The organism is Streptomyces sp. NPDC050422, assembly GCF_044458665.1.
In the GTDB taxonomy this organism is placed as follows: Bacteria; Actinomycetota; Actinomycetes; order Streptomycetales; family Streptomycetaceae; genus Streptomyces.
Window position 1 is genome coordinate 374281 of record NZ_JBITIE010000002.1, and the last position, 12801, is coordinate 387081.

Consider the following 12801-nt stretch of genomic DNA (forward strand, 5'->3'; position numbering starts at 1 on the left):
GAGGCGCGGGGCCCCGTATGTCTTGGTTGTCGTCGATAGCTCCGGTGTCCCTCTTGTGTGGGTGTGCGGTGGTGGAAACCGTGCGGCGGGGACCAGGCGTCCCTCACCGTAGCGGGAGGCTGACAGGCCGAAGCGCTCAATGCCCGTGTGAGCCTCTTGAGGCCCCTTCCCGGATATGGGGAGTCGTCAGGCGCTCATTCAGGGCGGCACATGCGGACTCAGGTACCGGCAAACCCCCATTCGGGTCGGCGCTACCGGTAGACTGGTGGACAATCCCGCGTCCTTGCGGGATTCGTCGATACAAGCCGAACGACGCAGCCGCTCCCGCCTGCCCGGAGAACGGCCTGTGCTGTGCCAGAAAGGGCGCTTCGTGGCCGATTCCGGCAACCCCAACGAGAACATTCCGTCCACCTCCGGCGAGAGCAGCGCTGCTCCCGCCCCGGCCGAGGCGAAGGCTTCGGGCGAGGTGACAGCCTCGTACGACGCCAGCGCGATCACCGTGCTCGAGGGTCTGGACGCGGTCCGCAAGCGACCTGGCATGTACATCGGCTCGACCGGTGAGCGCGGTCTCCACCACCTCGTCCAAGAGGTTGTCGACAACTCGGTCGACGAGGCCATGGCCGGGCACGCGAACGCGATCGACGTCACGATCCTCGCCGACGGCGGGGTGCGCGTGATCGACAACGGCCGTGGCATCCCGGTAGGCATCGTGCCGTCCGAAGGCAAGCCGGCCGTCGAGGTCGTGCTCACCGTCCTGCACGCGGGCGGAAAGTTCGGCGGCGGCGGTTACGCCGTCTCCGGTGGTCTGCACGGCGTCGGTGTGTCCGTCGTCAACGCCCTGTCCACGCGGGTGGCCGTCGAGGTCAGGACGGACGGCTACCGCTGGACCCAGGACTACAAGTTCGGTGTCCCGACAGCCCCGCTGGCCCGTAACGAGGCCACCGACGAGACGGGCACGTCCGTCACCTTCTGGGCCGACGGGGACATCTTCGAGACGACCGAGTACTCCTTCGAGACGCTCTCGCGCCGCTTCCAGGAGATGGCCTTCCTCAACAAGGGCCTCACCCTCAAGCTCACCGACGAGCGGGAGTCGGCGAAGGCCACGGCCGGCGCGGACAGCGCCGAGGCGGCCGAGGTCCCCGAGGACGAGACGACCCGCACGGTCACGTACCACTACGAGAACGGCATCGTCGACTTCGTCAAGTACCTCAACTCCCGCAAGGGCGACGTCATCCACCAGTCGGTGATCGACATCGAGGCGGAGGACAAGGAGCGTCTCCTCTCGGCCGAGATCGCCATGCAGTGGAACACGCAGTACAGCGAGGGTGTCTACTCCTTCGCCAACGCGATCCACACGCATGAGGGCGGTACGCACGAGGAGGGCTTCCGTGCGGCACTGACCTCGCTGGTCAACCGGTACGCGCGCGACAAGAAGCTGCTGCGCGAGAAGGACGACAACCTCACCGGTGAGGACGTCCGCGAGGGTCTGACGGCGATCATCTCGGTCAAGCTCGGCGAGCCGCAGTTCGAGGGCCAGACGAAGACCAAGCTGGGCAACACGGAGGCCAAGACCTTCGTGCAGAAGGTCGTCCACGAGCAGCTGACGGACTGGTTCGACCGGAACCCGAACGAGGCCGCCGACATCATCCGCAAGGGCATCGCCGCCTCGACCGCCCGCGTGGCGGCCCGTAAGGCGCGTGACCTGACCCGCCGCAAGGGGCTCCTGGAGAGCGCCTCGCTGCCGGGCAAGCTGAGCGACTGCCAGTCCAACGACCCGACGAAGTGCGAGATCTTCATCGTCGAGGGTGACTCCGCCGGTGGTTCGGCGAAGTCCGGCCGTAACCCGATGTACCAGGCCATCCTGCCGATCCGCGGCAAGATCCTGAACGTCGAGAAGGCCCGGATCGACAAGATCCTGCAGAACACCGAGGTCCAGGCACTGATCTCGGCCTTCGGCACCGGGGTCCACGAGGACTTCGACATCGAGAAGCTCCGCTATCACAAGATCATTCTGATGGCGGACGCCGACGTCGACGGTCAGCACATCAACACCCTGCTGCTGACGTTCCTCTTCCGCTTCATGCGGCCGCTGGTCGAGGCCGGGCACGTCTATCTCTCGCGCCCGCCGCTGTACAAGATCAAGTGGGGCCGGGACGACTTCGAGTACGCGTACTCGGACCGCGAGCGCGACGCCCTCGTGGTGCTCGGCAAGGAGAACGGCAAGCGGATCAAGGAAGACTCGATCCAGCGCTTCAAGGGTCTCGGCGAGATGAACGCCGAGGAGCTGCGTGTCACCACGATGGACGTCGACCACCGTGTGCTCGGCCAGGTCACGCTCGACGACGCGGCGCAGGCCGACGACCTGTTCTCGGTGCTGATGGGTGAGGACGTCGAGGCGCGGCGCTCGTTCATCCAGCGCAACGCCAAGGACGTCCGCTTCCTCGACATCTGAGTCGGCCGTACAAGGAGGAGGGTCCGGCGACCCTCCAAGCCGCAGCGCGAAAGGACTTTGACCAGCAATGGCCGACGAGAACACCCCTGCCCCCGTGACGCCCGAAGAGGTCCCGCCCGTCGAGGGCGTGGGCATGCGTGTCGAGCCCGTCGGGCTCGAGACGGAGATGCAGCGCTCCTACCTCGACTACGCGATGTCCGTCATCGTGTCGCGTGCCCTGCCCGACGTGCGGGACGGCCTCAAGCCCGTCCACCGCCGGGTGCTGTACGCGATGTACGACGGCGGCTACCGGCCCGAGAAGGGCTTCTACAAGTGCGCCCGCGTCGTCGGTGACGTCATGGGTACGTACCACCCGCACGGCGACTCCTCGATCTACGACGCTCTGGTGCGCCTGGCGCAGCACTGGTCGATGCGCATGCCGCTCGTGGACTCCAACGGCAACTTCGGTTCCCCGGGCAACGACCCGGCCGCCGCCATGCGGTACACCGAGTGCAAGATGATGCCGCTGTCCATGGAGATGGTCCGGGACATCGACGAGGAGACCGTCGACTTCAAGGACAACTACGACGGCCGTAACCAGGAGCCGGTGGTTCTGCCGGCACGCTTCCCGAACCTGCTGATCAACGGTTCGGCGGGCATCGCGGTCGGCATGGCGACCAACATCCCTCCGCACAACCTGCGCGAGGTGGCGGCCGGTGCCCAGTGGTACCTGGAGCACCCGGAGGCCACGCAGGAGGAGCTGCTCGACGCTCTCCTGGAGCGGATCAAGGGCCCGGACTTCCCGACGGGCGCGCTCGTCGTGGGCCGCAAGGGCATCGAGGAGGCGTACCGCACCGGCCGTGGCTCGATCACGATGCGCGCGGTCGTGGCGGTCGAGGAGATCCAGGGCCGCCAGTGCCTGGTCGTGACGGAGCTTCCGTACCAGACCAACCCCGACAACCTCGCGCAGAAGATCGCCGACCTGGTGAAGGACGGCAAGGTGGGCGGCATCGCGGACGTCCGCGACGAGACCTCGTCGCGGACGGGCCAGCGCCTGGTCGTCGTGCTGAAGCGGGACGCGGTCGCCAAGGTCGTACTGAACAACCTCTACAAGCACACCGATCTGCAGTCCAACTTCAGCGCCAACATGCTGGCGCTGGTGGACGGGGTGCCGCGCACCCTGTCGGTCGACGCGTTCATCCGCCACTGGGTGACGCACCAGATCGAGGTCATCGTTCGGCGTACGAGGTTCCGGCTGCGCAAGGCCGAGGAGCGCGCGCACATCCTGCGCGGCCTGCTCAAGGCCCTGGACGCCATCGACGAGGTCATCGCCCTCATCCGCCGCAGCAACACCGTGGAGATCGCGCGCGAGGGCCTCATGGGCCTGCTGGAGATCGACGAGATCCAGGCGAACGCGATCCTCGAGATGCAGCTGCGCCGGCTGGCCGCGCTGGAGCACCAGAAGATCACCGCCGAGCACGACGAGCTCCAGGCGAAGATCAACGAGTACAACGCGATCCTCGCCTCGCCCGAGCGGCAGCGGCAGATCGTCAGCGAGGAGCTGGCGGTGATCGTCGACAAGTTCGGCGACGACCGGCGCTCCAAGCTGGTGCCCTTCGACGGTGACATGTCCATCGAGGACCTGATCGCCGAGGAGGACATCGTCGTCACGATCTCCCGCGGCGGCTATGTGAAGCGCACGAAGACGGACGACTACCGCTCGCAGAAGCGCGGCGGCAAGGGTGTGCGCGGCACGAAGCTCAAGGAAGACGACATCGTCGACCACTTCTTCGTGTCGACGACGCACCACTGGCTGCTGTTCTTCACCAACAAGGGCCGGGTCTACCGGGCCAAGGCCTACGAACTGCCGGACGCCGGCCGCGACGCCCGCGGTCAGCACGTGGCGAACCTGCTGGCCTTCCAGCCGGACGAGCAGATCGCGCAGATTCTGGCGATCCGCGACTACGACGCCGCGCCGTATCTGATCCTGGCCACGAAGGGCGGTCTGGTGAAGAAGACCGCGCTGAAGGACTACGACTCGCCGCGCTCCGGTGGCGTCATCGCCATCAACCTGCGCGAGACGGCCGACGGCTCGGACGACGAGCTGATCGGTGCGGAACTGGTGTCGTCCGAGGACGATCTGCTGCTCATCAGCAGGAAGGCCCAGTCGATCAGGTTCACCGCGACGGACGACGCGCTGCGCCCGATGGGCCGCGCCACTTCGGGTGTGAAGGGCATGAGTTTCCGCGAGGGAGACGAACTGCTCTCGATGAATGTCGTCAGGCCCGGTACTTTCGTGTTCACTGCCACTGACGGCGGGTACGCGAAGCGGACCCCCGTCGACGAGTACCGCGTCCAGGGTCGCGGCGGCCTGGGCATCAAGGCCGCCAAGATCGTGGAGGACCGGGGCTCGCTGGTCGGTGCGCTGGTGGTCGAGGGGACGGACGAGATCCTCGCCATCACGCTCGGCGGTGGTGTGATTCGTACGCGAGTCAATGAAGTCAGGGAGACGGGCCGTGACACCATGGGCGTCCAACTGATCAATCTGGGCAAGCGCGACGCCGTTGTCGGTATCGCTCGCAACGCCGAGGCGGGCCGCGAGGCCGAAGAGGTCGACGGTCCCGTCGACGTTGACGCCGAAGGCGAGACGGCCGAGGCAGCGACAGCCGACGCGGCTGCCGAGAGCACGGTCGACGGAGTCGAGGGCACCACGTCCTCGACCGGGGAGCACGAGGAGTAGAGCGTGAGTGGAGCCACGGGCGCCGGTTCGGCCGCTTCCGGAGCCGGCGGGAACGGTGCCCGTGGCTCTGCCACGGACTCCCAAGGGGGCACTGTGACGGATACCCGGGGCCCTCAGCCCCAGTACGAGGGTTACGCGACCGGGCCGTTGCCCGGTGAGCGGGAACCCGCACCGGGCCAGGCGGGCCCGTACCACCCCCCGCAGGCCTACCCCTCGCCCCCGGGCGGGACCCAGGGTGGGCGGTCCTACGGCGGGCAGCAGGGCGCCGTGCAGGGTGCAGGAACGGCTCAGGCGGCCCGCAGGCCGCGGACGGGGGCGCGGACGACCCCGCGTACCCGCAAGGCGCGTCTGCGGGTGGCCAAGGCGGATCCGTGGTCGGTGATGAAGGTCAGCTTCCTGCTGTCCATCGCGCTCGGCATCTGCACGGTGGTCGCGTCGGCGGTGCTGTGGATGGTCATGGACGCGATGGGCGTCTTCGAGACCGTCGGCGGCACCATCAGCGAGGCGACCGGTTCCAACGAGGGCAACGGCTTCGATCTGCAGTCGTTCCTTTCGCTGCCGCGGGTGCTGATCTTCACGTCGGTCATCGCGGTGATCGACGTGGTGCTGGCGACCGCGCTGGCGACGCTGGGTGCCTTCATCTACAACTTGTCGGCCGGCTTCGTGGGTGGTGTCGAGCTCACGCTGGCCGAGGACGAGTAGCGGCGCAGGTATCGATTTTGGGACTGGCCCCGACGTGCGCTAATCTTCTTCACGTCAGCGCGACACAAAAGCGCGGCGGGGCTATAGCTCAGTTGGTTAGAGCGCATCCCTGATAAGGATGAGGCCACAGGTTCAAATCCTGTTAGCCCCACAGCGACAACAGAAGGCCCGGCCCCTCTTCGGAGGGACCGGGCCTTCTGCGTAGGCGACGGAGTTCCACCGGCGCCCGCACGCCGGTCCGTGCCCACCGAGGGGCCGGGACCGATGCCTGCCCGCCGGTCTTGCCCTGTCTGCCCCGCCCACTGTCCTGCCCTGTCCTGCCCTGCCCCGTCGCGGGGCACGCCCGCTGCGCCACCGTCACCGTCAACGCGAAGCCGCCGAACGGCACGTCGCTCCCCGGCCCCGGTAGGTGCGCCGGAGAGGTGAGCCGTCCACCATACGTACAAGCGCTCCCGGGACGTACAAGCGCTACCGGGACCGCGTACGGACGCGCGGAGTGCCCGCCCGTACGGCGGAGAGTGCACGGGAAAGCCCCCGCGGCCGGTGTGAACCGGCCCGGGGGCTCAGGGTGTCAGGTGCGGCGCTCTCAGGGCGGGAGGAGGGATGCGTCCCCCGCAGGGGCGCCGTGCGAGGCGCGGGCGGTGCTGGTGGTGTTCGTGGTGTCCGTCGTGTCAGCGGACAGGTGCCGGGCGGCGGGTGAGGAGCCGTGTGCTTCGGCGCGGATGCGCTGCTTCATCGTGGGAGGCAGCGCCCGGTCACGCGGAAGGGTCCATCGCACCGACGGGGCTGCCGGAGTTGCCGTGGTCGCGCCCCTGTGCTCGTGGCTCGTGGCCGCCGGCTCCGTGACCGTGGCTTCCGTGGCCGCCGCGGCGGAGCTTGCGAGGCCCAGCGACGCGAGAAGTGCGAAGAAAGCGGTGATGAAGGCGGTCCAGAGGCTCTTTGCCTTGAAGGTGCTCATGGCCCCTCACTTTCAGGTGGTCCGGTTTGCTTACCTTCCTGATGATGTGGATCCGGCTCGCGATTTCGGGGACCGACGCCGCCGATATGCCGTTCTTCAGATGAACACCACTCGTATGGTGCAACCGGTCCCGGGGTGCGGTGTCCGAAGGGTCCGGCGGGGTGCTGTCGGCACCGTCGGACGTCGATGCACAATCCGGCTGCGATCGCTCGTCCGTAGGCGCCAGTTGGGTTGCGGGGAGGTCACCGGTCGATATCGGCCGATGTGTATAGTCGGGCAGCAGAACTCCCCAATGCCAAGGAAAGACGAGGTCGCGCGGTGAAGAAGCTTCTCCTGGTCGCACTGGCCGCCATCGGCGGGCTCCTCGTGTACCGCCAGATCCAGGCGGATCGCGCCGAGCAGGATCTGTGGACGGAGGCGACTGACTCCGTGCCCGCAGGTTCGGGTGTGTGAGACAGAACCAGCCTGTCGCGGGCCCCGGTCGCCGTTGCGGCCGGGGCTTCGTGCTGTTGCGGGACCGTGACACCTGTGCCCTTGAGTTCCCTCAAGCAAATAAATAGGTTGCTTGAGCAAAGGAGTCGGGGTTTCGGTCGAGGGGGCACGGGTGAAGGCACGCAATCAGCACCGCACCGCGCGGGTGGGCGCATTGATCGGCGGGGCGCTGTTCGCCCTGGTGGCAGCCACGCTGCCGGCCCTGGCGGTCCCGCAGGGAGCCCTTGACGCACCGGACGCGGTCAGGTCCGACGGAAGCGGCAGCCTGGTCATGGTGCTGGACTCGTCCGGATCCATGGGGGACGACGACGGCACGGGGCACACCAGGATGGAGAGCGCCCGTGCGGCGGTCGGCACGGTCGTGGACGGCCTTCCCGACGGCTATCCGACCGGTCTGCGCGTGTACGGCGCCGATCACCCGCAGGGCTGCACCGACACCCGGCTCGTACGCCCGGTGCACAAGCTCGACCGGGCGGCGATGAAGCAGGCCGTGGCGGCCGTACGGCCCCGGGGGGACACCCCCATCGGCCTGTCGCTCCGGAAGGCGGCGCAGGACCTGCCGGAACCCGCGGGCGGTGCCATCGCCGCGCGGACGATCCTGCTGATCTCCGACGGCGAGGACAACTGCGGTGCGCCGCAGCCCTGCGAGGTTGCCGAGCAGCTCGGCAAGGAGGGCGTCGGGCTGCGGATCGACACCGTCGGTTTCCAGGTGAAGGGTGCGGCGCGCGAGCAGTTGCAATGCGTCGCGAACGCCGGTAACGGCCGCTACTACGACGCCCCGGACGCCAAGGCGCTGGCCCGTCAGCTCCAGCGCGCCGCCCAGCTCTCCGCGGACGGGTACCGCCTGAGGGGGAAGCGGGTGTCCGGCGCGGCCACCGTCGACGTGGCGCCCGTGCTCGTACCCGGGCAGTACCTGGACACCATCGGGCCGGGTGAGAAGCGGTACTACGCGGTCGATCTGGACGCCGTCTCCACGGCAGACTTCGCGGCGACGGCGGTGCCACAACCCGGGGCGGCCGTGGACACGTTCGACGCGCTGAGTACCCGTATCGAGTACGACGAGCACGGCTCCTGCGGGACGGACACCGCGCGCTTCCTGCAGAAGGAGGGGGCGGTTCCGCTGACTTCGGCGGTCGCCCGCGTCCGCTCGCAGGAGGGCACCCGCACCTGCGACCGGGCGGGCCGGTACCGGCTGGTGGTGGAGCGGGAGAGCAAGAAGGGTTCCGACGCCGCGCGTTGGCCCCTCGAGCTCGTGTACGGGGTCGAGGCGCCGCTGGCCAAGGGTGTGACGCCCGCCCAGTCGCAGACGGAGTACGGCCCCGGCGGCAAGGAGGCGTCGCTGCCTGCGGGCGATCCCCACGACGTGCACGGCGGCACCGGGTTCAACGACGCCGAGACGATCAGCCAGGGTGTGTGGCGCGACCGGATCCTGCCGTCCCAGACGCTCTGGTACAAGGTCCCGGCGGGCTGGGGCCAGCAGGTGCGCTACGACGTGGAGTTCGCGAACGAGCCCACGGTGGACGGCTCCACGGGCACGTACTCCTACGGTGCGACCCAGCTCTTCACGCCGGCGCGCCACCCGCTCACCGGAGGAGGCGAGTTCAACCCGCGCACGATGTACAGCGGGCGTCCTTCGGCGGTGGCCATGGGCGGGGTCCCGGTCGCCTGGACCAACCGCTACGAGGTCCGGTCCGATGTCCAGCCGGTGTATGCCGGGGGCGGCTTCTACATCTCGGTGACGCTGGGCGCGCAGGCCGCCGAGATCGCGGAGAACCCGGAGATCGGTGTGGTGCTGCGGGTGTCGGTGCTCGGCGACGAACGGACCGGCCCGCAGCACGGCGCCCCCGTGGCCAAGACCCAGGACGGGGACAAGAAGGGCGATTCGCTCGCGTCCGCAGACAGCAGTGGTGCGGGAGGGGCAGGATGGACCGGCATCGCGGCTGCTGCCGGGGCTGCCGTCATGGCCGCGCTGGTCGCCGTGTTCGTATATGTACGCAGCCGCCGCGGGGCAGCCGCACGGACGACGAGGGGAAGCGCGTGATGAGGCAGCGCAGCAGGGGCCGGGTGACGCTGGCCGCGGTCGCGGCGATGTGCGCGGTGGCGGCGCTGCCGGGGACGGCGTACGCGGACGGTGAGGACGCTGCGTACACCTTCGACCCGGGTGCGAAGGCGGTGAACGGGGCCGAGGTCAGCACCGAGGCGGCGGAGCTCGAGGCCGGTTCGGTTTACAAGAGTTCGATCAAGGTGGGACAAAAGCTCTACTACCGCCTGAACCTGGACGCGACGACGAACGCGTACGTCTCCGCCGTCGTCGTGCCCAAGGGGGGCGGCAAGGTCGCCTACGGGGACGGCGTCACGGTCAGCATCAGGGACTCCTCGGACCTGCAGTGCAGCTCCGAGGATGCCAACTTCGAGTCCGCGGAGTACCCACGTCCGATCACCGCGTACGGCTACCGGGTCGTGGAGAAGGACAGCAGTACCTGCCAGGGCCCCGGTACGTACAACGTCCTCGTCGAGCGGGAGAGCAAGGCCACCTCGGGGCCGGAGGACTGGGACCTGGAGCTGCGGTACGCGACGGAGCCGCAACTCGCCGACGAGGCCGCGATGCCGACCGAGGCGCCGGAGGGCTGGCCGTCCGCGTCGCCCGCGCCGCCCACGCCCGCCGGCGACAACCGCAGGCACGGCGGCACCGCCTACTACGACGCCACGAGCCTGGAGACCGGGGAGTGGAAGGACGAGGTCGCCCCGGGACAGACCCTCTTCTACCGGGTTCCGGTGGACTGGGGTCAGCAGATCTTCGCCACGGCCCGCCTCGGCAACAGCACCGCGTCCGACGAGTACATCAGCGGCGCGCTCGCGATGTCCCTGGACAACCCGGCCCTGGGCCACGTCGACGACGTCTCGCCCATGTCGTACGCGGGCAAGCCGGCCTCCGTCTCCCTGGATCCGGTGCCTCCGGTCGCGTACCGGAACAGGTTCGACTCGAGCAGCAGCGTCAGCGCCATGCGCTTCGCCGGCTGGTACTACCTGTCCGTCACGCTGAGCCCGGAGCTCAAGAAGGCCTACGGCGCCAAGCCGTTCCCGCTGACCCTGTCGGTCAAGGTCCAGGGCAAGGCCGAAAAGTCTCCGTACGCGGGCGACGCCGGGATCTTCGCCGTCACGGAGAAGGACAAGGACCTGGCCAAGAGCGGCCAGAGCGGCCCGCAGGCGGCCGAGAGCGACAGCAACAACATGAAGCTGGTCGGAGCGGCCGGAATCGGCGCGGGAGCCGTGCTGGTCCTTGCGCTGGGCGTCTGGACGCTGCTCGCGCGGCGCCGCGCCGCGACCGCAGGCGCCGGGCCGTCTGCACAGTCCGGACAGTCTCCGTACGGAGGGCCCCCGCAGGCCTGGTAGCAGCGGGCCCGCGGCCGCTCAGGCCTGGGTCAGCGCCCAGATGCCCACGGCGAAGCAGATCAGCGCCACCAGCAGCACCGGGACCGCCACCTTCGGGGGCGGTCCCGGCCGCGTTCGCGGCGCGTTCCCGGCTGCCGGGGCGGGCGAAGGCGCGTGGGAGGCCGCCACCGGGGCCTGCGGGTGCTGGGCGGTGTAGGCGCGGGTGAGCGCCTGTTCGTGCTGCACCGCGGCGGTGGGGGCCTGCGAGTGATCCGGCACGGCGGCGGGGAAGGGTGCCGTCGTGTGGGTCGCCGGGTGCGGAGTGGCGGGCTGCGCCGACGACGGGAAGGGCGGGGGTGTGGGGGCGGTGTGCTGCGGGGGCGGCGGGAGATGGAAGCTGCCCGTCTCCGACATGGCGGCCGGGGGCTGTGCGTACGACTGCTGTCCCGTGGCCTGTTGTCCTGCGGCCGGCTGTCCGGCCGGCTGGGGGGCCTGCGGGGCCGGCGTGGCCTGGGGGGCCTGCTGGTCCTGTACGGGGCCGGCGGGGCCGAACCCCGCGGGCAGCGGGCCGATCTGGTCGAAGACCTCCACCGGCTCGTCGCCGGGCCCGGGCTCGGGCAGCATCTCCACTGCGGCCGTCAGGGCCTTGCGCGCGCCCGTGGCCGTACGGAAACGGGCCTGCGGGTCCGGCTGCAGCAGGCCCGCGAGGACCTGCCACAGCGGCTCGGGGATGCCCTGCGGGGCACTGGGCGTCCCGTACGAGGCGAAGTGCTCGACGAGCGCCTGGGAGTCGGGCTTCTGGCCCTGGAGCAGATACAGGGCGACGAGACCGACCGCGAAGAGGTCCGCGGGGAAGTCCGGCTCGGCGCCCATCATCTGCTCGGGTGCGAAGTAACCCGGCGTCCCCACCACGTAGTTCGTCTCGGTGAGGCGAGGCTCGCCCTTGCGCATGGAGATCCCGAAGTCGGACAGCCGCAGATGCGGACGGCCGGTGCCGGTGGCCTCCATCAGGATGTTGGCGGGCTTGATGTCCCGGTGCACGACCCCCTCGGCGTGCACCGTCGAAAGCCCCGACAGCAGCTGGTCGAGCAGCGTGCAGACGAACCTCGGGGGCAACGGGCCGTAGTCACCGATGACATGGGCCAGCGAACCGCCGCTGACCAGGTCCATGGTGAACAGGACCTTGTCGTCGTCGGCCGCCCAGCTCGCCGGGGCGAGCACGTGCGGGTGCTCGATCCGCAGCGCCTGCTCGCGCACGAAGCGCAGCAGCGTGTGCGCGTCGCTCTGCTGGAGGACCTTGGCCGCCACGTAACGGCGGCGCCGGTGATCCCAGGCACGCCAGACAGCACCGACCCCACCACGTCCGATCGGATCGATCAGTTCGTACCGACCAGCGAAGACCTCACCCATTGCGCTGCGCCCGCTCCCCGTTCCTGTCTCGGCCCGTGCGTGTCCTTGTGCCCGCGCGTGTGCCTGTGCCCGCGCCCGGTCTGCCCCGTCTAGTTCTGGTGGCCCTCGTAGTGCGCCACCGCGTCCGCGGTGCGCCCTGCGCCGTACACCCTGAGGAACTCTGCCAGTTCCGGGTGGGCCGGGGCGAGGGAGTCGGCTGCATCGATGATCTCACCGGCTGCCGCGACGGACCGCAGCAGCGACTGGATCTCGCGGACCACACGGCGCACGGTGGGGGCACCGCCGGTCGTCGTGGTCTGACCGGTGCCGGTGAGCACGGAGCCTCCCTGGGACTTCTTGATCTCTTCCATGCGGTCGGTCGCCTCTCCCGCGCTGACGCTGCCGTCCGCCACCTGACTGGCCAGTTCCTGGAGCGCCTGGACGCGCTGGACGACCGCGGGGTTGCCGATCTTCGCCCGCTGGCCGCTCATGAGCTGGGAGAGCATGGGCGCGGACAGCCCGAGCACCGCGGCGAGCCGGGCCTGGTTCAGACCGAGGTCATCTATCAGCCGTCGGAAGAGCGCGCCGAGCGGCTCCCCGTACCAGCTGCGCTGAAGATCCCTGGCTCTGGCCGTTGCCTCTTGCTGCGCTGCATCCATGGCGTCTCCCCTTCGCTGCGGCTTCGCTGCTGCGAACCTCGACGTGCATCTTACGGAG

At 69.4% G+C, this 12801-nt stretch carries 9 protein-coding genes and 1 tRNA gene; 7 read left to right on the top strand and 3 right to left on the bottom strand.

Annotated elements, in window-relative coordinates; translation table 11 throughout:
- Positions 1–346: 346 nt before the first annotated feature.
- The 4 genes from gyrB (at position 347) to ACIBJG_RS04405 (ending at position 6024) form a co-directional block, all read left to right on the top strand.
- Positions 347–2452 (top strand): DNA topoisomerase (ATP-hydrolyzing) subunit B, encoded by a 2106-nt coding sequence (gene gyrB / locus ACIBJG_RS04390; RefSeq protein ID WP_399303766.1) that lies wholly within the window; start codon positions 347–349, stop codon positions 2450–2452.
- A 67-nt stretch (positions 2453–2519) separates the two neighbouring features.
- Positions 2520–5171, top strand: coding sequence for a DNA gyrase subunit A (gene gyrA, locus ACIBJG_RS04395; RefSeq protein WP_399303768.1), 2652 nt, complete (start codon positions 2520–2522; stop codon positions 5169–5171).
- 93 nt (positions 5172–5264) lie between these two features.
- Positions 5265–5873: a DUF3566 domain-containing protein gene (locus ACIBJG_RS04400; protein WP_399303771.1), complete on the top strand. Its 609-nt coding sequence runs from the start codon at positions 5265–5267 to the stop codon at positions 5871–5873.
- A gap of 77 nt (positions 5874–5950) precedes the next feature.
- Positions 5951–6024 (top strand) — tRNA-Ile (locus tag ACIBJG_RS04405).
- Between the two features lie 435 nt (positions 6025–6459).
- Here ACIBJG_RS04405 and ACIBJG_RS04410 read toward each other — a convergent pair.
- Positions 6460–6831 carry a DUF6344 domain-containing protein gene (locus ACIBJG_RS04410; RefSeq protein ID WP_399303773.1) on the bottom strand — a complete coding sequence of 124 codons (372 nt, stop codon included), beginning with the start codon at positions 6829–6831 and terminating at the stop codon, positions 6460–6462.
- A 318-nt stretch (positions 6832–7149) separates the two neighbouring features.
- On the opposite strand from ACIBJG_RS04410, the gene ACIBJG_RS04415 reads away from it, so the two are divergent.
- The 3 genes from ACIBJG_RS04415 (at position 7150) to ACIBJG_RS04425 (ending at position 10716) form a co-directional block, all read left to right on the top strand.
- Entirely contained in the window at positions 7150–7284 is a 135-nt protein-coding gene (locus tag ACIBJG_RS04415) for a DLW-39 family protein (protein ID WP_003958712.1), read from the top strand.
- A 151-nt stretch (positions 7285–7435) separates the two neighbouring features.
- Complete coding sequence (locus tag ACIBJG_RS04420; protein ID WP_399303775.1) at positions 7436–9364, top strand: VWA domain-containing protein; 1929 nt, start codon at positions 7436–7438, stop codon at positions 9362–9364.
- The gene (locus ACIBJG_RS04425; protein ID WP_399303777.1) at positions 9364–10716 is read left to right on the top strand and encodes a hypothetical protein; all 1353 of its coding nucleotides are present in this window, start codon (positions 9364–9366) and stop codon (positions 10714–10716) included. The genes ACIBJG_RS04420 and ACIBJG_RS04425 overlap by 1 nt, the downstream gene beginning before the upstream one ends.
- 18 nt (positions 10717–10734) lie before the next feature.
- On the opposite strand, the gene ACIBJG_RS04430 is transcribed toward ACIBJG_RS04425, so the two are convergent.
- The gene (locus ACIBJG_RS04430) at positions 10735–12105 is read right to left on the bottom strand and encodes a serine/threonine protein kinase (RefSeq protein WP_399303779.1); all 1371 of its coding nucleotides are present in this window, start codon (positions 12103–12105) and stop codon (positions 10735–10737) included.
- A gap of 89 nt (positions 12106–12194) precedes the next feature.
- Positions 12195–12743 (bottom strand): DNA-binding protein, encoded by a 549-nt coding sequence (locus tag ACIBJG_RS04435; RefSeq protein WP_359082570.1) that lies wholly within the window; start codon positions 12741–12743, stop codon positions 12195–12197.
- Positions 12744–12801: the final 58 nt, after the last annotated feature.